The organism is Streptomyces sp. NPDC027672 (assembly GCF_055566335.1).
Genome location: NZ_JBVHSO010000008.1, coordinates 314,097 through 336,211 on the forward strand (window position 1 = coordinate 314,097; position 22,115 = coordinate 336,211).

The 22,115-nt window shown below is 74.5% G+C and carries 19 protein-coding genes; 11 read left to right on the plus strand and 8 right to left on the minus strand.

What is annotated here, in order from left to right; translation table 11 throughout:
* The first annotated feature begins 899 nt into the window (after positions 1-899).
* The 5 genes from ACZ4SV_RS21405 to ACZ4SV_RS21425 all read left to right on the plus strand — a co-directional run bounded on the left by ACZ4SV_RS21405 (position 900) and on the right by ACZ4SV_RS21425 (position 7,000).
* Positions 900-1,922 (plus strand): phosphotransferase family protein, encoded by a 1,023-nt coding sequence (locus ACZ4SV_RS21405; protein ID WP_365876608.1) that lies wholly within the window; start codon positions 900-902, stop codon positions 1,920-1,922.
* A 6-nt stretch (positions 1,923-1,928) separates the two neighbouring features.
* The gene (locus ACZ4SV_RS21410) at positions 1,929-3,143 is read left to right on the plus strand and encodes an acyl-CoA dehydrogenase family protein (protein WP_468006004.1); all 1,215 of its coding nucleotides are present in this window, start codon (positions 1,929-1,931) and stop codon (positions 3,141-3,143) included.
* A 200-nt stretch (positions 3,144-3,343) separates the two neighbouring features.
* Positions 3,344-5,017 (plus strand): PucR family transcriptional regulator, encoded by a 1,674-nt coding sequence (locus ACZ4SV_RS21415; protein WP_468006005.1) that lies wholly within the window; start codon positions 3,344-3,346, stop codon positions 5,015-5,017.
* A 403-nt stretch (positions 5,018-5,420) separates the two neighbouring features.
* Complete coding sequence (locus tag ACZ4SV_RS21420) at positions 5,421-6,782, plus strand: type III PLP-dependent enzyme domain-containing protein (protein WP_468006006.1); 1,362 nt, start codon at positions 5,421-5,423, stop codon at positions 6,780-6,782.
* Between the two features lie 11 nt (positions 6,783-6,793).
* Positions 6,794-7,000, plus strand: coding sequence for a hypothetical protein (locus ACZ4SV_RS21425; RefSeq protein WP_468006007.1), 207 nt, complete (start codon positions 6,794-6,796; stop codon positions 6,998-7,000).
* 52 nt (positions 7,001-7,052) lie between these two features.
* On the opposite strand, the gene ACZ4SV_RS21430 is transcribed toward ACZ4SV_RS21425, so the two are convergent.
* The 3 genes from ACZ4SV_RS21430 to ACZ4SV_RS21440 are packed head-to-tail and all read right to left on the minus strand — an operon-like array spanning position 7,053 to position 10,109.
* Positions 7,053-7,646 carry a TetR/AcrR family transcriptional regulator gene (locus ACZ4SV_RS21430; protein ID WP_365876598.1) on the minus strand — a complete coding sequence of 198 codons (594 nt, stop codon included), beginning with the start codon at positions 7,644-7,646 and terminating at the stop codon, positions 7,053-7,055.
* A 28-nt stretch (positions 7,647-7,674) separates the two neighbouring features.
* The gene (locus ACZ4SV_RS21435; protein ID WP_468006008.1) at positions 7,675-9,339 is read right to left on the minus strand and encodes a class I adenylate-forming enzyme family protein; all 1,665 of its coding nucleotides are present in this window, start codon (positions 9,337-9,339) and stop codon (positions 7,675-7,677) included.
* On the minus strand, positions 9,336-10,109 hold the full coding sequence (locus ACZ4SV_RS21440) for an SDR family oxidoreductase (RefSeq protein ID WP_468006009.1): 774 nt from the start codon (positions 10,107-10,109) through the stop codon (positions 9,336-9,338). Before ACZ4SV_RS21440 ends, ACZ4SV_RS21435 begins: the two co-directional genes overlap by 4 nt.
* Before the next feature lie 130 nt (positions 10,110-10,239).
* On the opposite strand from ACZ4SV_RS21440, the gene ACZ4SV_RS21445 reads away from it, so the two are divergent.
* Together ACZ4SV_RS21445 and ACZ4SV_RS21450 are read left to right on the plus strand one after the other, a co-directional pair.
* A complete protein-coding gene (locus ACZ4SV_RS21445; protein ID WP_468006010.1) occupies positions 10,240-11,460 on the plus strand; it encodes an exo-beta-N-acetylmuramidase NamZ family protein in 1,221 nt (406 codons plus the stop codon).
* A gap of 84 nt (positions 11,461-11,544) precedes the next feature.
* Complete coding sequence (locus ACZ4SV_RS21450) at positions 11,545-12,840, plus strand: serine-threonine protein kinase (protein WP_468006011.1); 1,296 nt, start codon at positions 11,545-11,547, stop codon at positions 12,838-12,840.
* Positions 12,841-12,949: 109 nt separating this feature from the next.
* Here the strand turns inward: ACZ4SV_RS21450 and ACZ4SV_RS21455 are convergent, their stop codons facing one another.
* Positions 12,950-15,739 (minus strand): penicillin acylase family protein, encoded by a 2,790-nt coding sequence (locus ACZ4SV_RS21455; RefSeq protein ID WP_468006012.1) that lies wholly within the window; start codon positions 15,737-15,739, stop codon positions 12,950-12,952.
* A 207-nt stretch (positions 15,740-15,946) separates the two neighbouring features.
* On the opposite strand from ACZ4SV_RS21455, the gene ACZ4SV_RS21460 reads away from it, so the two are divergent.
* On the plus strand, positions 15,947-16,549 hold the full coding sequence (locus ACZ4SV_RS21460) for a hypothetical protein (RefSeq protein WP_365876586.1): 603 nt from the start codon (positions 15,947-15,949) through the stop codon (positions 16,547-16,549).
* A gap of 117 nt (positions 16,550-16,666) precedes the next feature.
* Entirely contained in the window at positions 16,667-17,395 is a 729-nt protein-coding gene (locus tag ACZ4SV_RS21465) for a 3-keto-5-aminohexanoate cleavage protein (RefSeq protein ID WP_468006013.1), read from the plus strand.
* Between the two features lie 99 nt (positions 17,396-17,494).
* On the opposite strand, the gene soxR is transcribed toward ACZ4SV_RS21465, so the two are convergent.
* Positions 17,495-17,953: a redox-sensitive transcriptional activator SoxR gene (gene soxR, locus ACZ4SV_RS21470; RefSeq protein ID WP_365876581.1), complete on the minus strand. Its 459-nt coding sequence runs from the start codon at positions 17,951-17,953 to the stop codon at positions 17,495-17,497.
* 113 nt (positions 17,954-18,066) lie between these two features.
* Here soxR and ACZ4SV_RS21475 point away from each other — a divergent pair, with 113 nt between their 5' ends.
* A complete protein-coding gene (locus ACZ4SV_RS21475; protein WP_365876579.1) occupies positions 18,067-18,528 on the plus strand; it encodes a MaoC family dehydratase in 462 nt (153 codons plus the stop codon).
* Positions 18,529-18,576: 48 nt separating this feature from the next.
* Here ACZ4SV_RS21475 and ACZ4SV_RS21480 read toward each other — a convergent pair whose 3' ends face one another.
* The 3 genes from ACZ4SV_RS21480 to ACZ4SV_RS21490 form a co-directional block, all read right to left on the minus strand.
* Positions 18,577-19,200, minus strand: coding sequence for a TetR/AcrR family transcriptional regulator (locus tag ACZ4SV_RS21480; RefSeq protein ID WP_365876577.1), 624 nt, complete (start codon positions 19,198-19,200; stop codon positions 18,577-18,579).
* A gap of 73 nt (positions 19,201-19,273) precedes the next feature.
* Positions 19,274-19,561: a YiaA/YiaB family inner membrane protein gene (locus tag ACZ4SV_RS21485; protein ID WP_365876575.1), complete on the minus strand. Its 288-nt coding sequence runs from the start codon at positions 19,559-19,561 to the stop codon at positions 19,274-19,276.
* A 59-nt stretch (positions 19,562-19,620) separates the two neighbouring features.
* Positions 19,621-20,772 carry an acyl-CoA dehydrogenase family protein gene (locus tag ACZ4SV_RS21490; RefSeq protein ID WP_397937200.1) on the minus strand — a complete coding sequence of 384 codons (1,152 nt, stop codon included), beginning with the start codon at positions 20,770-20,772 and terminating at the stop codon, positions 19,621-19,623.
* Between the two features lie 100 nt (positions 20,773-20,872).
* On the opposite strand from ACZ4SV_RS21490, the gene ACZ4SV_RS21495 reads away from it, so the two are divergent.
* On the plus strand, positions 20,873-21,508 hold the full coding sequence (locus ACZ4SV_RS21495) for a TetR/AcrR family transcriptional regulator (RefSeq protein ID WP_365876573.1): 636 nt from the start codon (positions 20,873-20,875) through the stop codon (positions 21,506-21,508).
* Positions 21,509-22,115: the final 607 nt, after the last annotated feature.

Sequence of the window (22,115 nt, forward strand, 5' to 3'; positions counted from 1 at the left end):
TGGGCGGCGCGCGCGGAGTGGAGCGCGCGGAGCGGTGGCCCGGCGCGGCGCGAGCGGTGCGGCAGCACGGAGTGGAGCGATCGGGGAGGGCGGGCCGGGAGCGGCGCGCACGTGCGGCGCGGAGCGGGCGGCTCGGCGGCAGGGAGTGGAGCGGTCGAGGACGGCGGGCGTGGAGCGGCGGCACGGAGTCGAGCGGTCGGGGACGGCGGGTACGGCGCGGCGCGCACGCACGGCGCGGCGGTGCGACGGCGCGACGGTCGACGGCGCGGAGCGGGCGGCTCGCACGGGCAGCGGCGCGGAGCGCGCGGACGGCGGCGCGGAGTCCAGCGGTCGGGGGCGGCGGCCCCGGAGCGGGCGGCACGCGCGGACGGCCGCACGGCGCGGCGGAGCGGCGGCGCGGCGGAGCGGTCGAGGGCGGCGGCGCGGAGCGGTCGAGGGCGGCGGCCACGGCGCGGTGGCGCGGTGGCGCGGTAAGGGAGGGACAGCGGGCACGGCGCGCACGGACGGCGCGGGCGGCGCGTAGCGGGTGGCGGCACGCCGGCGAGGAGCGCGCGGCCCGCACGGCTGGTGCGACGGCGCGGGCGGCGGCGTGGAGCGGGCGACCCGCACGGCGCGGCGGCACGGAGTCGAGCGGGCGGGGACGGTGGGCCCGGAGCGGCGCGTACGGACGGCACGCGCGGCAGCGCGGGCGGCGCGGGCCGCCCGCGTGGGCGGTGTGACGGTGCCGGCGGCGGCGTGCCCAGCGTGGCGGCGCGAAGTGGCGCCGGCGGGCGGCCCGGGTCGGCGGCGGGCGTGGTGCCGGTCACGTCCGGGGGGATCTTCGCTCTTCGCACTGGACGGCATACCGACCGGTCGGCATCATGAGTCGGGATGTGTCCACCCGCCCCTAGGAGTGATGTATGAGCGCCGACCACCCGCCCGGGCTCGACCTGGACCGGCTGCGCGTCCTGCTCGACCGCGAGCGCCCCGGTCTGGTGAACGGCCCCCTCACCGGACGGCTGATCGAGGGCGGGCGGTCGAACCTCACCTACGCGCTCTCCGACGGCACCTCGAAGTGGGTCGTCCGCCGCCCGCCGCTCGGCCATGTGCTGGCCACCGCGCACGACATGAAGCGCGAGCACCGGGTCATCAGCGCCCTGCACCCGACCCGGGTGCCGGTCCCGCGCCCGGTGCTCCTGTGCGAGGACGAGGAGGTGCTCGGGGCGCCGTTCTACGTGATGGAGTTCGTCGAGGGCACCCCGTACCGCACCGCCGGGCAGATCGCCCCGCTCGGTCCGGAGCGCACCCGCAACGCGGTGCTGGCGCTGGTGGACACGCTGGTCGAGCTGCACGCCGTGGACCCCGCCGAGGTGGGGCTCGCCGGCTTCGGCCGGCCGGACGGCTTCCTGGACCGGCAGTTGCGCCGCTGGGGCAAGCAGCTGGACGCCTCCCGCAACCGCGACCTGCCGGGCATCGACGAGCTGCACGCGGCGCTCGGCCGGGCCCTGCCCGCCTCGCCGGCCCCGGCCGTCGTCCACGGCGACTACCGCCTGGACAACGTCCTGATCGGCGACGACGACCGGATCACGGCCATCCTCGACTGGGAGATGTCCACGCTCGGCGACCCGCTGACCGACCTCGGCCTGCTGGTCATGTACAGCCGGCCGCTCGGCATGCCCGACTCGCCCGTCTCCACCACCGCCGAGGCGCCGGGGCACCCCGACCCGCGCGAGCTGATCGAACGGTACGCCGCGCGCTCGGGGCGGGACGTGTCGGCCGTCTCCTGGTACACGGCGTTCGCCTGGTTCAAGCTGGCCGTGATCCTGGAGGGCATCCACTACCGCTACACGCTCGGCCAGACCGTCGGCCGCGGCTTCGACCGCATCGGCGACCTCGTCCCCGTCTTCATCCGCCACGGACTGACCACTCTCCAGGAAGGCTGACCGCACATGGACTTCGCGTTCGACGCGCGCACGGAGGAACTGCGCGCCCGGCTGCTCGCCTTCATGGACGAGCACGTCTACCCGGCCGAGACGGTCGCCGAGGAGCAGCGGGCCGCGCTCGCCTCGCCCTGGGACACCCCGGCCGTGGTCGGGGAGCTGAAGGCCGAGGCACGCCGCCGGGGCCTGTGGAACCTCTTCCTGCCGGACACCGCCTACGGCGCCGGGCTGACCAACCTCCAGTACGCGCCGCTCGCCGAGATCACCGGCCGCTCCCCGCACCTCGCGCCCACCGCGACCAACTGCGCGGCGCCCGACACCGGGAACATGGAGGTGCTGGCCCAGTTCGGCACCGAGGAGCAGAAGAAGCGCTGGCTGGAACCGCTGCTGGCCGGCGAGATCCGCTCGGCGTTCGCGATGACCGAGCCCGAGGTGGCCTCCTCGGACGCCACGAACATCACCACGCGCATCGAGCGGGACGGCGACGAGTACGTCGTCACCGGCCGCAAGTGGTACATCTCCGGCGCGATGAACCCGGACTGCGAGATCTTCATCGTGATGGGCAAGACGGACCCGGACGGCGCCGACATCCGCCGCCAGCAGTCCATGGTGCTGGTCCCGCGGGACACCCCGGGCGTCACGGTCACGCGGGCGATGCAGGTCTTCGGGTACGAGGACCACGCGCACGGCGGCCACGCCGAGGTCGTCTTCGACCACGCGCGCGTGCCGGTGACCCACCTCGTCGGCGAGGAGGGCGGCGGCTTCGCCATCGCCCAGGCCCGGCTCGGTCCCGGCCGCATCCACCACTGCATGCGGCTGATCGGCATGGCCGAGCGCGCGATCGAGCTGATGTGCCGGCGGGCGGTGTCCCGTACGGCGTTCGGCAAGGAGCTGGCCCGGCAGGGCGTCGTCCAGAACTGGATCGCCGACGCCCGGGTCACCGTCGAGCAGTTGCGGCTGCTGGTGCTGAAGACGGCCTGGCTGATGGACACCGTCGGCAACAAGGGCGCCCACACGGAGATCCAGGCCATCAAGATCGCCACTCCGCGCGCGGTGGTCGGCATCCTGGACCGCGCGATCCAGTTGCACGGCGCGGGCGGGGTCAGCCAGGACTTCCCGCTGGCCGAGCTGTACGCGAGCGCCCGCACGCTGATGCTGGCCGACGGCCCGGACGAGGTGCACCAGCGGTCGCTGGCCCGCCGGGAGCTGAAGAAGTACATGTGACGTCATCACACCGGTTCCGGTGACCTCATGGCACCTGTCCCCGTGGGGCCTTGGCACCCGGACCGGTGACTCCTCCGTACCCGGGCGTCCGGCCGCCCGGGTACGTGTCCGCGGAACCCATTGAGCGCACGCCCGGTGTGTGGTGTCGTACCCCTGCCGGAAGCGGCCGGGGGGCGGCCGCCGGGGGGCGAGGGGGAAGCGTGTCCGAGCTGCGGGACCACGCGGAGTGGAACACGGCGTCCGGGTCCGGGGTGAGCCTGGAGCGGCTGCTGTCGGTGGTGGGCCCGGGCGCCCTGGAACCGGACACGGCGCCCGGCGGTCTGGCCGTGGCCGTCGGCGGCGTCACCGTGCTGGACGTGCTGGCCCCGGAGATCCGGCCGCGGGAGCTGGTGCTCGCGGTCGGGGTCGCGGCCGGGTCGGCGCAGGCGGTGGACGTGGTGCGCCGGGCCGGGGCCGCCGGGGCCGCCGGTGTGGTCTTCGGCCCGGACCGCCCCGAGGGTGCCGCCGGCGCGCTGCGGGCCGCCGCCCGGGAGGCCGGTACGGCAGTGCTCTTCCGCACCTGGTACCGGTGGGAGGAACTGGTCGCGGTGCTGCGGGCCGGGCTCGCCGCGGCGGGCCTGCCGCCGTTACCCGAGGCCCGGGGCCTGGTCCTGGGCGACCTCGACGGGCTGGCCGACGCGGTGGCCGCCCTGGTCGGCGGCTCGGTCACCATCGAGGACACCGAGTCGCGGGTGCTGGCGTACTCCTCCACCGAGGAGAACGTGGACGAGATGCGCCGGCTGACCATCCTCGGCCGGCGGGTGCCCGCCTGGCGGGTGGCCGCCATGCGCGACGCCGGGTTCTTCCGCGCCCTGTGGATGACGGACGACGTGCTGCACCGGCGCGCCCAGGGCGAGGATCCCGAGCGCCTGGTGTGCGCCGTCCGCGCGGGCGGTGAGGTGCTCGGGTCGGTCTGGGTGGCCGCGGTCGCGGGCCGCCCGCTGGCGCCGAACGCGGCGGAGGCCCTGCGCGCGGCCTCCCGGGCCGCCGCACCGCACCTGCTGCACCACCGCACGCGCGGCGCGGACAGCCGGCTGGTGGAGGACGCGGCGCGCGCCCTGCTGGAGGAGCGCGGCTCCGCCGAGGTGCTGGCCGAACGGGCCGCGCTGCCGGCGCGCGAGCCGTGCGCCGTCCTGGCGGTGGGCACCGGCGGCCCCGGGCCGGACGCGTCCGGCGACCCGTCCCGGCTGTACGCCCTGCTCGCCCTGCACTGCGCGGCCCTCGCTCACCGGATCGTGGTGGTGCCGGCGGGCGGCCGGGCCCTGCTGCTGGTCAGCGCGCTGGAGCGGGACCCCGACCGGGCCCGCGAGCAGGTCACGGCGCTCGGCACCTCGCTGACCGTCCGGCTGTCGGCGGCCACCGGCACACCGGTACGGGCCGGGCTGGGCGAGGTGGTCCCGGCGCTGGCGGCGGCCGCGCGGTCGCGCCGCAGCGCCGAGCAGGCGCTGAAGGCCCTCGTCCGGACCGGCGGCGCGCGCACGGTCGCGCGGGTCGAGGACGTGGCCGACACGATCGGCGTGCTCCAGGTGCTGGAGGCGCTGCGGAACGTGGAGCTGCCGCCGGGGACCTCGGTGGCGCGGCTGGCCGCGTTCGACGCCGCGCACTCCGGCAGCCGGCTCGTGGAGTCGCTGCGGGCCTATCTGGACCACTTCGGCGATGTGCCGGCCGCCGCGCGCAGCCTCTCGCTGCACCCCAACAGCCTGCGGTACCGGCTGGGCCGGATCACCGCGGTCTCGGACCTGGACCTCGACAGCCCGGACTCCCGGCTGCTGGCCCACCTGCAACTGCGCCTCGCTCCGGAGGAACCGGCACGGGAACCGGGCAGCGGGGCGTGAGCCGAGGCCCGGGACGCGAGCCGGGGCACGGAGCGCGAGCCGAGGCCCGGCGCGTGGGCCGAGCGCCGGGGCACGGGGCGTGAGCCGGGCACAGGGCGTGAGCCGCGTGCCGAGGCACGGGGTGTAAGCCGGACACAGGGCGTGAGCCGGACGCCAGGGCACGGGGTCTGCACCGGGCGTACCCGGTCGCCGTTCGTGCGTCCGCACCAACGCGGGGCCCCGGCTTCGTCGCCGCGGCCGAAGGCGTGGCCCCGGACCCCGCGGATACCCGGTCCGGGCCCCGCCGCGGGGCGGGTGTCTCTGCCGAACCGACGAAGACGGCCCGCCGGCGCGGCGCGCAGTCTGGGAACGCGCCCCGGGAATCGGTCCCGGGCCGCCGCCCCGACCCACCGGAAGGTGCACCATGACCGCTGTGCCCCACGCCGCCGCCCGCCGCGAGCACATTCTGAAGGAAGCCGTGCGGCAGGGCCTGCTGGACCCGGAACAGTCCCCGCTGGCCGCCTTCGTGGACTTCGACGGCGTCGCCGCCACGGTCCGGGCGCTGCACGACGCCTTTCCCGGCGCCCCCGAACTGCCCGGCGTCACCCACACGTTCGCCGCGAAGGCCAACTGCCTCGGACCCGTGCTGCGGGAGCTGGAGCGCCGGGGCATGGGCTGCGAGGTCGCCACGGCGGGCGAGCTGGCCCGGGCGCTGGCGGCCGGTTTCCCGGCCGGCCGGATCGTCTTCGACTCCCCGGCCAAGACCCGCGCCGAGCTGGAGCGGGCGCTGTCCCTGGGCGTGACCGTCAACGCGGACAGCTTCCAGGAACTGGAGCGGATCGCCGCGCTGCTGGCCGTGCGCCCCTCCGCGTCACGGATCGGCGTACGGCTCAACTGCCAGGTCGGCGGCGGCTCCATCGCCGCGATGAGCACCGCCACGAACACCTCGAAGTTCGGTGTGCCGCTGGCGGACCCCGGCAACCGGGAGCGGCTGCTGCGGGCGTTCGCCGCCTACCCGTGGCTGACCTGGGTGCACACGCACACCGGGTCGCAGGGCTGCCCGCTCGACCTCATGGCCCGCGGGGTGGCGCAGGCGGTGGAGTTCGCCGGCCAGGTGACGGCGGCGTTCGGCGAGGGCCGGGTCGAGGGCATCGACATCGGCGGCGGACTGCCCGTCAACTTCGCCGACGACGAGGTGACTCCGACGTTCGCCGACTACGTCGGGCAGTTGCGGGCCCACGCCCCGGAGCTGTTCGCGGGCCGGTACCGGGTGGTGACCGAGTTCGGCCGCTCGGTGCTCGCCAAGAACGGCTTCATGGCCGCCTACGTCGAGTACACCAAGAGCGCCGGGGGCAGGCCGATCGCCGTGACCCACGCCGGTGCGCAGGTCGCCACCCGGACCGTGTTCAGCCCGGACGCCTGGCCGCTGCGGATCGAGGCGTACGGCCCGCACGGCACGGCCAAGGAGGGCCGGACCGTCCGGCAGGACATCGCCGGCCCGGCCTGCTTCGCCGGCGACCTGCTGGCCCGCGACCGCGCGCTGCCGCCGCTCGCGCCGGGCGACCTCGTGGTGGTCCCGGACACCGGCGCGTACTACTTCTCCACGCCGTTCCACTACAACAGCCTGCCCGAGCCCGCCGTGCACGGGGTGCGGACGGACGCGGCCGGCCGGGTGGAGTTCACGCTCGTCCGGGCCGCCCAGGACCCGTGGCTGCTGACGGACCGGGACGGCGTGGGCGAGCCGCTCCCGGCGCCGGCGGGTGCCCCGGCCGGCCGGGCCCGGTGAGGGGTGGCACGGTGTCCCGGGCCGATCCCGGGCGGCCCGGCGGGGACGGGCCGCTCCTGACCCAGCGCGCCGCCATCGTGTTCCTGCTGGCCGCGCTGGCCGGCGCCGGGGCCGCGGTCCTGGCGGCACTGGCCGGCAACGCGTGGCCGGTCGCGGTGAGCGCGGGGGCCGCGAGCGGCGCCTCCGCGGTCCTGTTCTTCAAGGAGATCATCGACTAGACGCCGACCCCGGCCTCTCACCTCGGACCCGTCGGGCGCGCGGGCCCGTCGCTCAGGGTCGCAGGGCGCGCAGCAGCAGGTCGGCGAGGTGGTCGGCGACCTGCTGCGGGGTGAGCGGGCCGTCGGGCCGGTACCACGTCGACAGATGGTGGACGGAGCCGAAGTGGTAGTCCACCACCAGGTCGGCCGGGGTCGCCGTGGAGAAGACGCCCTCCTTCTGGCCCTCCTCGACCAGCGCGCGGAACTGCTCGTGGTAGCGCCGGCGCTCGGCGCGTACCTGCTTGTTCTTCTCCGGGCCGAGGTGGTGCATGGAGCGGAAGAAGATCATCGCGTCGTCGAGGTTCTCGATCGTCGTGACGACCACGTCGGCCGCCGCGTCCCTGAGCCGCTTCTCCACCGGCTCGTCGGCGTGCGCGAAGGTGTCCAGCCGCTCCTGCTGGAGGCGCAGCACCCGGGCGTACACCTCGTGCAGCAGGTCGTCCTTGGAGCCGAAGTAGTGGTACAGCGCTCCCTTGGTGACGCCGGCCGCCTCCACGATCTCCTGCACGGAGGTGCGGTCGTAGCCCTGCTCGGCGAAGAGCCGGGTGGCGGCGGCCAGCAGCCGCTGCGGGACGGGCGTCCCGTCTCCGTCCGTCGTCCTGGGCACTTCCGCCACCCGCCTTTCCGTTCTGCTGCTAGTCCTGGTCGGTGCGGGAACGCAGTTCCCGACGGAGGATCTTGCCACTCGCCGTCTTGGGCAGCTCGGGCAGGATCTCCACCTGACGCGGATACTTGTAGGCGGCCAGTCTCTCCTTGCAGTACGCCGCGAGTTCCCCGGGGGCCGTCCCGGCGCCCGGCCGGAGGCTGATGTAGGCCTTGACGGTCTCGCCACGGTACCCGTCGGGCACCCCGACGACGGCCGCCTCCCGCACCGCCGGGTGGGTGTAGAGCACGTCCTCGACCTCGCGCGGCCACACCTTGAAGCCGGAGGCGTTGATCATGTCCTTCTTGCGGTCCACGACGTAGAGCCAGCCCTGCCGGTCCATGAACCCGATGTCGCCGGTCAGCAGCTCGCCGTCCGGGAAGGTCTCGGCGGTGGCGTCGGGGCGCCGCCAGTAGCCGGGCACGACCTGCGGGCCGCGTACGGCGATCTCGCCCTGCTCCCCGAGGGGCACCTCGGCGCCCTGCTCGTCCAGGATGCGCACGACCGTGTCGGCGCCGGGCAGGCCCACGGACAGGGTGCCGGAGACCGGGTCCACCGGCGCCTCCAGGTGCGGCGGCACGGAGGCGCAGGGGGCGGTGCACTCGGTGAGGCCGTAGCCGACGCGGAGGTACGGCCCGAAGCGCTCCCGGAACCGCTCCACCAGGGCGGGCGGCACCGGGGCGCCGCCCGACGACATGTAGGCGAAGGAGGCGAAGTGCTCCCGGGTGACGTCCGGGTGGGCGGCGAGCGCCATGTAGGCGGTGGCGGGGCCGACGGTGTAGTGCGGGCGGTGCTCGGTGAAGGCGTCCAGGACGACGCCGGGTTCGAAGCGGTAGGTGAGCACCAGGGTGCCCGCGCCGGCCAGGCAGGCGCCGAACTGGCACACCATGCCGGTGATGTGGAACAGGGGCGCGAGCGCGTGGTAGACGGGCGCCTCGGGCAGGCCGAGTCCGGTGGCCTGCCGCTCGGCGTTGTACATGATGTTGGCGTGGGTGTTGGTGGCGCCCTTGGGGGTGCCGCTGGTGCCCGAGGTGTAGCTGATCAGCGCGGTGTCGCCGGGGCGCGGCAGGCGGTCCGCGGGGGCCCGGCCGCCCTGCCGGGCGACGGCCAGCAGGTCGTCGGCGTCCGGGGCCGCCGGGAGCCGTTCGAAGGCCAGCACACGCGGGTCGTCGCGGGTCTGGAGGTCGCGCTCGCAGGCGGTGAGCACGATCCGCACCGGCGAGCCGGCGGCCGTCTGCCGCAGATAGGTCTCCCAGGCCCGGTCGGCGCAGACCAGCGCGACCGCCTCGGCGTCGCGCAGGACGTGCGCGACCTCGCCCGACTTGTACATGGGGTTGACCGGGACGACGGTCGCGCCCGCCTTCCAGGCGCCGAGGACGGCCAGCGCGAAGTGCGGCGAGTTCTGGAGCAGGACGGCCACCCGGTCGCCGCGCTCCAGGCCGCGCGCGACGAGGTGGGCGGCGACGGCGTCGCTCAGCTCGTCCGTCTCGCGGTAGCTCAGCCGGGCGTCGAAGTAGGTCAGGAAGGTCCGGTCGGGGGCCGCGGCGACGGCGTCGCGGAGGGCGTGCACCAGGGAGTCGGCCGGGTCGACGGGGGCGCGCTGGGCGCTGTGGAGGAGCGCGAGCCAGGGGCGGGCGGCGTACGGGGAGGCGGTCACCGGGCGGCCTCCCACTTCTGCTGGATGCGGTTCATGCCGGCGAGCCAGCGTTCGGGCTCAGCGGCCCGCCCCTGGTAGAAACCGGCGACTTCGGGGTGCGGCAGGATCAGGAAGCGGTCCTGCGCGATGCCCTCGAAGAGCGCGTCGACCACGGCCTCCGGGGTGACCGCGTCGGCCTGGAGCACCAGGTGGCCCGCGCTGCCGGTGGCGGCGAGCATGTCGGTGCGGACGCCCTGCGGACAGATGGCGTGGACCTTGACGCCCCGGTGGCGATAGGTGAGGGACAGCCACTCGGCGAAGGCGTAGGCGCCGTGCTTGGTCACGCTGTAGGAGGGCGCCCCGACCATCGTCAGCAGTCCGGCGGCGGAGACGGTGGCGACGAACCGCCCGCCGCCCCGCTCCAGCCAGTCGGGCAGCAGGGTGTGGGCGGCGCGGACGTGGGCCATCAGGTTGACGTCCCAGGAGGTCGCCCAGGTGCGCTCGTCCAGGGCCGCGCCGAGGTCGCCGTCCTCGAAGGCGACGCCCGCGTTGGCGCAGTAGACGTCCACCGTGCCGCCGAGCGCGTCGCGGGCGTCGGCGACGATCGCGGAGGCGTCGCCGGGCACGGCGGTCGCGCCGATCTCCGCGGCCACCGCCTCCGCCTTCCCGGCATCGAGGTCGTTCACCACGACCCGGGCGCCCGCGGCGGCGAACCGGCGGGCCAGCGCGGCCCCGATTCCTCCGCCCGCTCCCGTGACGATCACTCCCGCATCCCGCAGGGCTTCCACCATCGGTCTCCTTCGACACGCGCGACTCGAGCCACGCCAGACTAACCAGTCGGTATGTGTAAAGGAAAGGGCGACTGCCACACCCTCAGAGGGAGGCGCGCGCCGGCAGCCGCCCACGGACCGGGAGGAACCCATGCACCTGTCCCGACGTACTCTGCTCGCCTCGGCGACGACGACGGCCCTGCCGGCGCGCGCCCCGCGCCCGGCGCGGCTGCGCACCGGCTTCGAGCGGCTGGCGGCCGACGGCTACGCGGTCCTGGCCGGCCGCAGGACGGGTGTCGTCACCAACCCGACCGGCGTCACCCGCGACACCGCGCACATCGTCGACGTGATGCACGCGGACCCGCGGGCCGGGCTGACGGCGGTCTTCGGCCCCGAACACGGCTTCCGGGGCACCGCGCAGGCGGGCGGCTCCGAGGGCCGCTACGACGACCCGGCGACCGGGCTGCCGGTGTACGACACGTACCTCAAGAGCGGCCGGGCGCTCGCCGACGTCTTCACCGCCTCCGGCGTGGACACGGTCGTCTTCGACATCCAGGACGTGGGCGCCCGCTTCTACACGTACATCTGGACGCTGTACGACTGCATGGAGGCGGCCGCGCTCGCCGGGAAGCGGTTCGTCGTCCTGGACCGCCCGAACCCGGTGACCGGACGCGACGCCCGGGGGCCGGTGCTGCACCGGGAGTTCGCCACGTTCGTCGGCCGGCAGCCGATCGCGCAGGCGCACGGGATGACCGTCGCGGAGCTGGCGCTGCTGTTCAACGGCGAGTTCCTGACCACGCCGGTGTCCTTGGAGACCGTCCGCATGTCGGGCTGGCGACGCGGCGCGTTCTACGACGCCTGGGGCCTGCCCTGGGTGCCGCCGAGCCCCAACATGCCGACGCCGGACACGGCGCTGGTGTACTCCGGCACCTGTCTGTTCGAGGGAACCAACCTCTCCGAGGGACGCGGCACGACCCGGCCGTTCGAACTCCTGGGCGCCGAGGGCCTGGACGGGCGCTGGGCCGCCGCCGTGAACGGCCTGGAGCTGCCGGGCGTCCGGTTCCGGGAGGCGTACTTCACGCCGACGTTCTCCAAGTTCCAGGGCAGGACCGTCGGCGGGGTGCAGATCCACGTGACCGACCGGGCCGCCTACGACCCGGTGCGCACCGGGATCGCGCTGCTGGTGACGGCCCGGAAGGTGTGGGACGGCTTCGCCTGGCGGTCCGACGGCTGGATCGACAAGCTGACCGGTTCCGCCCGGGTGCGCACGATGATCGACGCGGGAGCGGACACCGACGAGGTGACGGGCGCCTGGCAGGAGGAGCTGGCCGCGTTCCGGCGGGTGCGGAAGGAGTATCTCCTCTACAAGTAGCCCGCGGGAGCTGGCCAACTCCGCTTTCCGGCAGGACGATGACGCGCGGGGGGGACCTGGTGCGGGACGGCGAGGGAGCCCGGCGTGGCGGATCCTGGGATGAGCGTGACTCCCTACTGGGAGCTGACCTTCGACGCGGACGGGGACGTGGACGGCGCGGAACGCGACCGGCTGCTGGCCCAGGTCGCCGATCACGGCGTCCGCGACCTGATCGTCTTCTCGCACGGCTGGAACAGCGACCGCTCGGGCGCCACCGCGCTGTACCGGCGATTCTTCGCGCCGCTGCCGAAGCTGGCGCCGAGGGCCCGGCTCGGGTACGTCGGCGTGCTCTGGCCGTCGATGCGGTTCAGCGACGAGCCGATCCCGGACTTCCCGGCGGCCGTGGCGGCCGTGGCGGCCCAGGCCGGGCCGCGCCCGGCGCTGGACGAGGAGACCCGGCGCGCGCTGCTGGAGACCTTCCCGGGCCAGGCGGCCGTACTGGACCGGCTGGCCCGGCTGCTGGACGAACGGCCGGCCGGCAGCGCGGGGCTCGCCGAGTTCGGGCGGCTGGTGCGGATGCTGCCGGACGCGGACGGACGGCAGGCGGTGGCCGACACCGACGAGGACGGTGAACCGGTCCTGTTCGGCGGGGATCCGGTCGCCGCCTGCGACCAGCTCGCCGGGGCGCTGGCCGCGCTCGGCCCGCCCGGCGCCCCGTTCGCCCTCCCCAACCCGTGGGACGGCGCGAAGGAGTTGCTGCGGCAGGCGGCGTACTACCGGATGAAGCGGCGGGCCGGGACGGTCGGCGAGCGGGGCCTGGGGCCGCTGCTCGGGCGGCTGGCGGGCGCGGCGCCCGGCGTGCGGGTGCATCTGGTCGGGCACAGCTTCGGCGGCCGGCTGGTGGCATTCGCGCTGCGCGCGCTGCCCGCGGACGTGCGCGTGGTGGCCTCGGTGACCCTGCTGCAAGGCGCCTTCTCGCACTACGCGTTCGCGGCCCGGCTGCCGCACGCGCCGGACCGGTCGGGCGCGCTCCGGGACCTCCAGCGGCGCGTCGACGGGCCGGTGGTGTGCTGCCACTCGCGGTACGACGCGGCCCTCGGCACGTTCTATCCGCTGGCCGCGCGGCTCGCCGGCGACGACCGCGCCTGCGCGGGCGGCGAGATCGCGGCCGTGCTGGGCCCGCGCTGGGGCGCCCTCGGGCACGACGGGGTGCAGGCGGTGCCGGGCACCGCCCGCCTGGACCTGGCGGCGGCGCTCGGCGGCCGGCTGCCGGCGTCGGGCTGTGTCAACGTGGACGCGGCGGCCGTGGTCCGGCGCGGCGGCGCGCCGGCCGGCGCGCACTGCGACATCGTCCACCCCGAACTGGCCCGCCTGGTACTGGCGGCGGGCCGCATCACCTGACCCACGGCACACGACGCAGCGGACCGGCACGGGCCGTGGTCGTGCGGGTCCCCGGTGTCCCGGGCGGCGGGGTGGGCCGGTCCGCCGCCCGGGGTGTGCCGGCCGGGGTTCAGCGGTGCGAGGTGTACTCCACGACCTGCTGGTAGGTGGGCCGGTTCTGCCAGCCGATCCGGCCGTGCTTGATGCCGCCCAGGGTGCGCTGGACGATCGAGTCGGCGCACCACTGGTCGCCCGCCGAGCACTGGTCGTCGCCCGGGTAGACCTGGGCGGCGGTCATCGCGGCCGCCTGCTTCAGCGTGCCGGTCAGCAGGTCCCGGCAGGCGCCGAGGCTGCCGTCGCCGCAGTACGTCCGGCCCAGTCCGCCCCGCACCGGCTCGCCGAGCACGGCCCGGATGTCCTTGTCGACATAGGACCACCAGCCGTACTGGAAGGCGCTGCCGGCGTGCGCGCCGGTCGGGCCGTGGCCGGCGGACGGGGCCTCGTCGACCGGCAGGCTGCCGGTGATCGCGCTGTACAGGTCGCTGCCGAGTCCCGGCTCGAACTCCGCCTTGACCAGCAGCGGCCACCAGGCGTCCAGGATCCGGATCGCGTCGGCGTCGGCGTACTTCTTCGCACCGGCCGACGTCTCGGTGCGCCGGGCGCCGGCGCTCACCCACGCCCGGAGCCTGTCGACCGCCGCGGCGGCCGTGGGGTCGGTGACCGGCGCGGAGGTGACCACCTTGAGCAGCCTGGGCAGCACGTCCTCGGCGCGCAGGTCGGCGAGGCCCGCGTCGGCCATGGCGGCCACCAGTTGGCCTCGGGTCACTCCGCCGGCCGCGACCAGCTTCTTCACCCGGTCGTCCAGCAGGTTGCCGCGGTGCACCGAGCCGTCGCCCCAGGAGGCCGCCGCGTACTGGTCGGCCTGCTTGTTGTTCCAGGAGATGTAGTAGTCCTGGTCGACGGAGTGGGGGTGGGCGGAGGCCGGGGTGTAGTCGGCGGTGTTGGCGGCCGCGTCCCAGTTCCGCCACTCGTAGGCGGGCCGGGCCCACACCGGGAACTCGCCGTCGACGCCGCTCGCCCGGACCGGGTTGTCACCGCTGTTGTAGTAGGCGGTGTGCCGGGAGTCGGCGTAGAACCAGTTGAACGTGTAGTTGATGTGCTGGGCCGCGCTCTGGAAGCCCTCCGGGCCCTTGACGTAGTCGGGGTCGTTGAGCATCTGGAAGCCGATGATGGAGTCGGCCTCGTGCAGGTAGGAGGAGCGCAGCGTGGTGTAGGCGACCTTCTTGCCGCCGACGGTGGCCCGGTACGCCACGGGGCCGTACTCGGTCCGCCACACGCGCATGGTGTACGACCCGGCGGCGGTGCCGTCGGCCACGGTCGGCTTCCAGGCGTTCTTCTGCTCGGCCTTCTCCATGGCCGTGCAGGTGCCGTGGTAGAGGTAGTGGTAGTCGTCCTGGCACAGCTCGACCGCGTAGGTGTCGATGATGTCCTGGCCGGAGGTGGTGGCGCTCCAGGAGTAGTCCTGGCCGCGGCCGAGTTCGACGTACATGCTCAGGCCCGCGAAGGAGGCGCCGCGGGCGCTGATGCCGGGGCCCTGGATCTCCTGGAGCAGGAGCAGCTGCGGGGCGAAGTAGCCGGTCTGCGGGCCGAAGACGGCGACCGGGTGGCCGCTCGCGGTGTGTTCGCCGCTCACCACGAGGGCGTTGGACATACCGCGCCGGGCGGAGCCGAGGGCGGTCCGGGCGGCGGTCGCGGAGGTGTTCTTCGCGGCCGCGGCCGAGGCGCTGCCCGTACGGTCGTACACGAGCGGTTCCTGGGTGACCGTGCCGGTGTCGGGCAGGGCCTGGCCCTGCGGGTCGGCGGGCTTGACGCCGTAGGGGAAGGTCTTGCCGTCGTGGACGGTGAGGACGGCCTCGGGGTCGTCGCGTTCCCGGAAGGACTCCCAGATCCGGGTGCCCTCCGCCACGCCGTACTTGGCCTGGGCGGCGAGCAGGGACAGGGCGTTGTTCACCTCCCCGCCGCCGCCGGAGCCGAACAGCGAGCCGACCACGGAGGCCAGTGCGACCAGGTCGGTGAGTTTGAAGTGCTCTATGGTGCCGGCGTTGGTGATCGAGTCCTTGTGGCCGGTCAGGACGTACTCGCCGGGGAAGTAGCGGCCGCTGTCGGAGGCGTCGATGTAGGCGTTGATGCCGTCGAGGTACGCCTTGACGTCGGCGAGGGCCTGCTGGCCGCGGGCGCCGTTCTGCGTGGTCGCGTGGTCGATCTGCGCCTGGAGGTCGGCCTCGGTGTAGGGCGCGTTGCGGTAGAACTGCTGCTCCAGGCCCTGGTTGGCGGGTGCTCCGCCGGCGAAGGAGGTCAACTGGCCGCGGCCGACGTGCCGGAACACGTCCATCAGCCACAGCCGGTCCTCGCCCGCCGCGTACCCGGCGCCGAACTCGGTGCCGTACCGGGTGGTGCCCGTGATGTGCGGCACCCCGGTCTTCTTGTCCCGGACGATCGTCACGTCGCCGCGGCCGGCCGGCTTCTCGGTGGAGGCGACCTGGTCGGCGGGGACGCCGAAGGAGGCGTCGTTGAAGAAGCTGTTGATCTTGGCGTCGGTGACGGCGGGATAGCCGGTGGCCAGGGCGGCGTACGGGCCGAGCTGGTCCTCGGCGTGCGCCGGCTGGGTGCCGAACGCCTGGTTGAGCAGGATCTGCGCGAGGGTCGCGGTGCCGTTCTCGCCGGGCGGCAGGATGTCCGAACACCGGCCGCCGCAGTAGTCGTTGGCGGCCGTGACGCCGGGCGCCGCCGCCGCGGTGTGTGTGAAGGGGACGAGGAGACCGGCGACGAGGACGCATACGGACGCGGTCTTCAGGAACCCGGGGAGTCGACGGGACGTTCTCAGTCTGTCAGGGGCGTTCCGTGGGATTCGCCGTGGCATGGCAGCTCCTAGCGACTGGGGTGGCCGAACGTTACCGCCGGTATCCCCACGATTAAAGGTGAACATGCGTCACTTTCCGGAGTCCGCAAGGAGAACGGGAGCAGAGATGGAGCCGAATCGCCTGTCGATACGTCTATTCGGCGACGTCCGTGCGACGACGCCGAAGTGACCGAAGTACAGGTGCAGGTGTGACGGAGGTGCAGGGCGATGGCCGGTTTCCGGAGTCTGGCAAGACAGGTACGCGACCCACGCTGTGATCTGGCGCTGCGGCGGTATTCACTGCGCAAGTGCCTGGAGAAGTTCGCCCCTTACGGGCATCGGGCGACCTGGGACCATCTGTGCTCCCGGGCGGGTTTCGGCCCCGAGGACCGCTCCCCCGATCCGGCGCGGCTGGTGGCCGCGCTGGAGGAGCTGGAGGAGGCACGTGACGTCTGGCTCCGCTACGAGACGGACTTCACCGAGCGGCGCAGGAAGGAGAAGCACGACGGGCTGCGCCGGCCGGGCAGCGTGGACGACTGGCACCGCAGGACCTGGGGCGGCTTCGGGGTCGCATGGTGCGACGACCCGCGGGTGCACCCCGAGGCGCCGCTCGCCCAGGTGCTGCGCCGGCTGATCGCCGCCCTGGAGCGGGAGCCGGGTTCGACGTGCCCGGTCTGCGCCGGCGAGCGGCTGGTGTGGCGGCGCGGCCTGGACCACGAGCCGTCGTCCGGTCCGGTCTGTGTGGACTGCGGCATCCTGGTGCCGCTGCCGGTGCTCAGCTCCCGGGCCCTTCAGGACGCCAAGCTGGGACAGCTACTGATGTCGGCCTGACACCGCGAGCGGGCGGGCGCGGGGGCGCGCCGGGGATGCCGTGCCCCTTGCGCGGGGAGCCCGGCGGGGGCCGCTGAGCGGGTCCGGCCGTCGGTGGTGTCCGGCACGATGGGGGTCATGGTGCAGGTGTGTCTCAACGGGAGCCGGTCGGCGGCCGACGGCGCGAGGATTCCGGTGTCCCCGGAGGAGCTGGCGCTTTCGGCGGCCGAGGCGGTGGCGGCCGGCGCCACCTCGGTGCACGTCCATCCGAAGACGCCGTGCGGGCGGGACAGCCTCGCGCCGGACGTCCTCGGCCCGGCGCTGGAGGCGATACGCGCGCGGGTGCCGGTGCCGGTCGGGGTGACCACCGGTGCCTGGGCGGAGCCGGACCCGGCGGCCCGGCTCGCCCGGGTGCGCTCCTGGCCGGTGCTGCCCGACTTCGCCTCGGTCAACTGGCACGAGTCCGGGGCCGAGGAGGTCGCCGGGGAACTGCTCGGCAGGGGCGTGGCCGTGGAGGCGGGCATCTGGTCCGGCACCGCAGGAGCGCGCCGGTTCGCGGCCTCCGCGCTCGCGCCGGAGGTGCTGCGGGTGCTGGCCGAGGTGACGGACCCGGACCCGGCGACCGCCGAGGCGTCGGCGCGGGCGCTGCTGGCGGAGCTGCCCCCGGGACACGGCCGTCCGGTGCTGCTGCACGGCGAGGAGGGCGGCGCCTGGCCGGTGCTGCGGCTGGCGGGCCGCCTGGGTCTGGCCGCCCGGATCGGCCTGGAGGACACCCTGCTGCTGCCCGACGGCCGCCCGGCCGGGTCCAACGCCCACCTGGTGACCGAGGCCCTGACCCACCTGCCCCCGCCCCCGTCCGTCCCCTAGGGGCGCGGGGAACGGCGCGCACAACCACCCCGGACCCGCACCCGGAAAACGACACCCGGCACCCGGCACGAGATGCCCGGCCTACCCCGGCGGGGCCGCTCAGCGGCCCTCGGACAGCAGCCGCGATCCCGTCAGCCGCTCGCCGAACACGTCGTCCGGGTTGGACAGCACACAGGTCTCCAGGGACAGGCACCCGCACCCGATGCAGTCGGCGAGATGGTCGCGCAGCCGGTTCAGCTGCCGGATCCGCTCCTCCAGTTCCGAGCGCCACTTCTCCGACAGCCGCGCCCAGTCCTGCCTGGTCGGTGTGCGCTCCTCGGGGAGTTCGGCCAGGGCCTCCCGGATCGTGGCCAGCGGGATGCCGACCCGCTGGGCCGCGCGGACGAAGGCGACCCGGCGCAGCGTGTCGCGGCTGTACCGGCGCTGGTTGCCGGAGGTGCGCCGGCTGGAGATGAGGCCCTTGGACTCGTAGAAGTGCAGGGCGGACACCGCGGCTCCGCTGCGCGCGGACAACTGGCCCACGGTCAGTTCGTGGATCTTCTCGGGAATCTGGGGCACTCCTCAGAGCCTACAGAGAGCGCCTGGTCCGGCGGCCTCGCGTCCGTTGACATCCTCCCGCGACCCGACCATGCTAAGCAGTTGCTTAGAGACGCGAGCGAGAGGCCGGGAACATGGCAGAACCGAGGACCTTCACCTCCCCCGACGAGCTGAAGGCGGCGGTGGGCGAGCAGCTGGGATACACCGACTGGGTGGAGATCGACCAGCAGCGGATCGACCTGTTCGCCGAGGCGACCGGGGACCACCAGTGGATCCACGTGGACCCGGAGAAGGCCGCCGCCGGGCCGTTCAAGACCACGATCGCCCACGGCTACCTCACCCTGTCGCTGCTCCCGCTCTTCGGGCCGCAGCTCCTGCGGGTGGAGGGCGTGAAGATGGGCGTCAACTACGGCACGAACAAGGTCCGCTTCCCCTCGCCCGTCCCCGTCGGGTCCCGGCTGCGCGCGACGGCGACGGTCACCGGCGTGGAGGACGTCACCGGCGGGGTGCAGGTGACGGTCGCGTTCACCGTGGAGCGCGAGGGCGGCGACAAGCCGGTGTGCGTCGCGGAGTCGGTGGCCCGGTACTACCTGTAGCCCGCGGGACCGGGGCCCGCGAGCCCGGCATGATCCAGACGAGCGGGTCTAGCGGGCCCCGACCATGCGCAGCACGAGGTCGGCGTAGAGCGCGCCGACCTCCTCGGGGGTGCGCGGACCGGCCACGTTGAACCAGCGGGCCACGTCGATGCACAGCGAGAGCACGGCGAGCGTGGTGCCCTGGACGTCCGGGACGTCGAACTCCCCCGCGGCCACGCCGTCCTCGATGATGCCGCGCACCTCCGCGTCCACCTGGCGGCGCAGCGCGACGATCTCCGCGCGGGCCTCGGGGCCGAGGGCGTCCAGTTCGTACTGCACGACGCGCGCGGTGGTGCGCCGGCCCGCGTGCCAGCGGACGAAGGAGCCGACCGCGTCGGCCAGGCGCTCCGCTGCGCCGCCCTCGCGGCGGGCCGCGGTGCGCAGGATGTCGAGGGCCTTGTCGTGGCCGATCCGGCTGATCCGGTGGAGCAGCTCTTCCTTCGTCTTGTAGTGGATGTAGAGCGCGGCCGGGCTCATGCCGGCGCGGCCCGCGATGTCCCGGGTCGTCGTCGCGTGGTAGCCGCGCTCGGCGAAGGCCTCCACGGCGGCGACGAGCAGCCGCCGGGCCGCGTCAGGGGTGACCTCTTCCCACGGCTCCACTTCGCCGCCGGTCGTCTCCCGCGCCGTACTCATCGCTCGCTCGCCCCTCTCGGTGACAGGAGCACCACCATACCGCCGACGGTGAGCGGGCGCTTAGAGCGGCCGGTCAGAGCTTTTCGAAGGGGTCGTGCTCGGCGAGCAGCTTCTCCAGGCGGGCCTGGTCGACGCGGCTGACGATCTGCCCGGCCTCCTGCCGGTCCCGGACCACCTTGGCGAGGGTGAACGCGGAGGTGACGAGGTACAGGACCGCGACGGCCAGGAAGCCGCGCACCCAGGCACTCGCGTCCAGCCGGAGGATGCCGATGCCGGTGGCCGCCATGGCGACGGCGAAGGAGGCCACGGCCTGGCCGTAGAAGGCGGCCGTGTTCTGCTGCTTGACCGGTGTGTCGCTCATGGCCCCAGCATCGGCGGCCGGGGCCCGCGGCACATCCGCCGGGATACTCAGGCGCGTACTCAGAACGCCGAGACCCCGGTCAGGGCGCGTCCGATGAGCAGCTTCTGGATCTGGCTGGTGCCTTCGTAGAGGGTCATCACGCGGGCGTCACGCAGGAGTTTGCCGGCCGGGTACTCGTCGATGTAGCCGTAGCCGCCGAAGACCTGGAGGGCGTTGCTTGCGGCGCGGACGGCGGCCTCCGAGGCGAACAGCTTGGCCTTGGAGGACTCGACGGCGAACGGCTCGCCGCGGTCGATCAGGTCGGCGACCCGCCAGGTCAGCAGCCGGGCCGCGTCCACGTCCACCGCGATGTCGCTGATCAGCTCCTGCACCAGTTGGTGGCGGGCGATGGGCTTGCCGAACTGCTCGCGCTCACCGGCGTACCGGACGGCCGCGTCCAGCGCGGCCTGGGCTATCCCGACGCAGCCGGCGGCCACGGACATCCGCCCCTTGGCCAGCGCGGACATGGCGACGGAGAAGCCCTTGCCCTCGGGGCCGAGCAGGGCCGAGGCGGGCACGCGCACGTCCTCCAGCACCAGTTCGGCGGTGGCCTGGCCGCGCAGGCCCAGCTTGCCGTGGACGGTGCGGCGGGTCAGGCCGGGCGTGTCCGCGGGGACCAGGAAGGCGGACACGCCCTTGTGGCCGGGCGCGTCGGTGGAACGGGCGAAGAGCAGGACGACGTCGGCCCAGGTGCCGTTGGTGATGAACATCTTGGTGCCGTTGAGGACGTACGCGTCGCCGTCGCGCACGGCGCGGGTGGTGAGGCTGCCCGCGTCGGAGCCGGTGCCGGGCTCGGTGAGGCCGAAGCAGCCGATGTACCGGCCCGCGGTGAGTCCGGGCAGCCAGCGCCGCTTCTGCTCCTCGTCCCCCCAGGCGGCGATCGTCTTGGCGACCAGGCCGAGGGAGACGGAGACGATGCCGCGGACGGAGGAATCACCGCGGCCCAGCTCCTCGGTGACCAGGCAGTACGCGAGGTGGTCGCCGCCCGAGCCGCCGTACTCCTCGTCGATGGTCAGCCCCAGGAAGCCGATGTCGCCCAGCTTCCCGACGATGGCCCGGTCGACCTCCTCGGCGCGGTCCCAGGCGACCACGTGCGGGGCGATCTCGCGCTCCACGAAGTCCCGGGCGAGCCGCCGTACGGCCGCCTGCTCCTCGCTGAGCCCCAGGTTCACCACGAGATCACCCCACACCAGACCGACACCGATGGATCTTGAAAGCCGTACATTTAAATTAGCACTGCTAGTTTACGGCCGCAGCCCTACTATGTGCGCCATGGCCCGACCGCGCAAGCCCCTCCTCAGCACCGACCGGATCGTCGCGACGGCCCGGGACCTCGTGGACCGCGAGGGGCTGGCGGCCGTCTCCACCCGCCGGCTCGCGGCCGAACTGGGCGTGAGCGGGCCCTCGCTCTACAACCACTTCCGCACCAAGGACGAGATCCTGGAGGCCGTCGCGGACTCGGTCAGCGCGCTGGTCGACCTGTCGATGTTCGAGGACGGCCGGCCCTGGCGGACCGCGCTGCACGACTGGGCCGTCTCCTACCGGGCCGCCCTGCGCGACCACCCGAACATCGTCCCGGTCCTCGCCCGCGGCCCCGGCCGCCGTCCCGCCGCGCTGCGCCTGGCCGACGCGGTCTACGGCGCGATGGTCGACGCGGGCTGGCCGCCCGCGCAGGCCACCTCCATCGGCGCGCTGATGCGGTACTTCATCATGGGCTCGGCGCTCGGTTCGTTCGCCGGCGGCTTCGTGGACGACGCGAGCGCCTACGACCCGGCCGACTACCCCCACCTCGGCCAGGCCCACCTGCTCGCCGAGCAGCAGGAGAAGATCGACGAGCGGGCGTTCGAAACGGGACTCGGCGCACTGCTGGACGGACTGGCGCAACAGTACGAGCAGGTACGGCTCTGACACTCCACCGCCCCTTGCCGGGGGCCCCGGTCCGGGGACCCCGGCCACACCGTGCGGCCCACTCGCCGCCCGCACCCGGGCAGTCCGTCCGGATCACCACCTCGGGAAAACGGGCACCGCCCGGCCCACCGCGGCACGCTGAGCGCGGCGGCCGAGGGGCTGGGCGGGCGGGCCGCCCGGCGCAGCGCGGTAAGCACGGCGGCCCGAGGACGGGCGGGGCGGGTCCGTCCGCACAGTGCGGCGCGGTGAGCACGGCGGGCGCGGGGGCCGGGCGGGCGGGTCCGCACGGTGCGGCGCGGTAAACACGGCGGCCGGGGGGACGCCGGGACCAGCCGGGCAGACGCGTCCGGCGCAGCGCGGTGAGCGCGGCGGACCGGGGACGGGGGCGGGGCCGGGCGGACGGGTTCGCCGTGACCGGCCGCGCAAGTGCGCCCGGCGCGGCGCGCTCAGCGCGGCGCCGAGGGGCGGGACGCCGTGACGGCCGAACGGGTCCGCCCGGCGCGGCGCGGTGAGCGAGGCGGGCGAGGGGGCGCAGTGACCGGCCGGGCAGGTCCACCCGGTGCGGCGCGGCGGGCGAGGGGGCACGGTAACCAGGCGGGCGGGTCCG

Excerpts from the sequence above, each read along its gene's own strand:
- ACZ4SV_RS21420 (WP_468006006.1), top strand. The coding sequence starts at position 5,421 with ATGACCGCTGTGCCCCACGCCGCCGCCCGCCGCGAGCACATTCTGAAG.
- ACZ4SV_RS21445 (WP_468006010.1), top strand. The coding sequence starts at position 10,240 with ATGCACCTGTCCCGACGTACTCTGCTCGCCTCGGCGACGACGACGGCC.
- ACZ4SV_RS21455 (WP_468006012.1), bottom strand. The coding sequence starts at position 15,739 with ATGCCACGGCGAATCCCACGGAACGCCCCTGACAGACTGAGAACGTCC.
- ACZ4SV_RS21460 (WP_365876586.1), top strand. The coding sequence starts at position 15,947 with ATGGCCGGTTTCCGGAGTCTGGCAAGACAGGTACGCGACCCACGCTGT.
- ACZ4SV_RS21480 (WP_365876577.1), bottom strand. The coding sequence starts at position 19,200 with ATGAGTACGGCGCGGGAGACGACCGGCGGCGAAGTGGAGCCGTGGGAA.
- ACZ4SV_RS21440 (WP_468006009.1), bottom strand. The coding sequence starts at position 10,109 with ATGGTGGAAGCCCTGCGGGATGCGGGAGTGATCGTCACGGGAGCGGGC.
- ACZ4SV_RS21410 (WP_468006004.1), top strand. The coding sequence starts at position 1,929 with ATGGACTTCGCGTTCGACGCGCGCACGGAGGAACTGCGCGCCCGGCTG.
- ACZ4SV_RS21485 (WP_365876575.1), bottom strand. The coding sequence starts at position 19,561 with ATGAGCGACACACCGGTCAAGCAGCAGAACACGGCCGCCTTCTACGGC.
- ACZ4SV_RS21495 (WP_365876573.1), top strand. The coding sequence starts at position 20,873 with ATGGCCCGACCGCGCAAGCCCCTCCTCAGCACCGACCGGATCGTCGCG.
- ACZ4SV_RS21405 (WP_365876608.1), top strand. The coding sequence starts at position 900 with ATGAGCGCCGACCACCCGCCCGGGCTCGACCTGGACCGGCTGCGCGTC.
- ACZ4SV_RS21465 (WP_468006013.1), top strand. The coding sequence starts at position 16,667 with ATGGTGCAGGTGTGTCTCAACGGGAGCCGGTCGGCGGCCGACGGCGCG.
- ACZ4SV_RS21475 (WP_365876579.1), top strand. The coding sequence starts at position 18,067 with ATGGCAGAACCGAGGACCTTCACCTCCCCCGACGAGCTGAAGGCGGCG.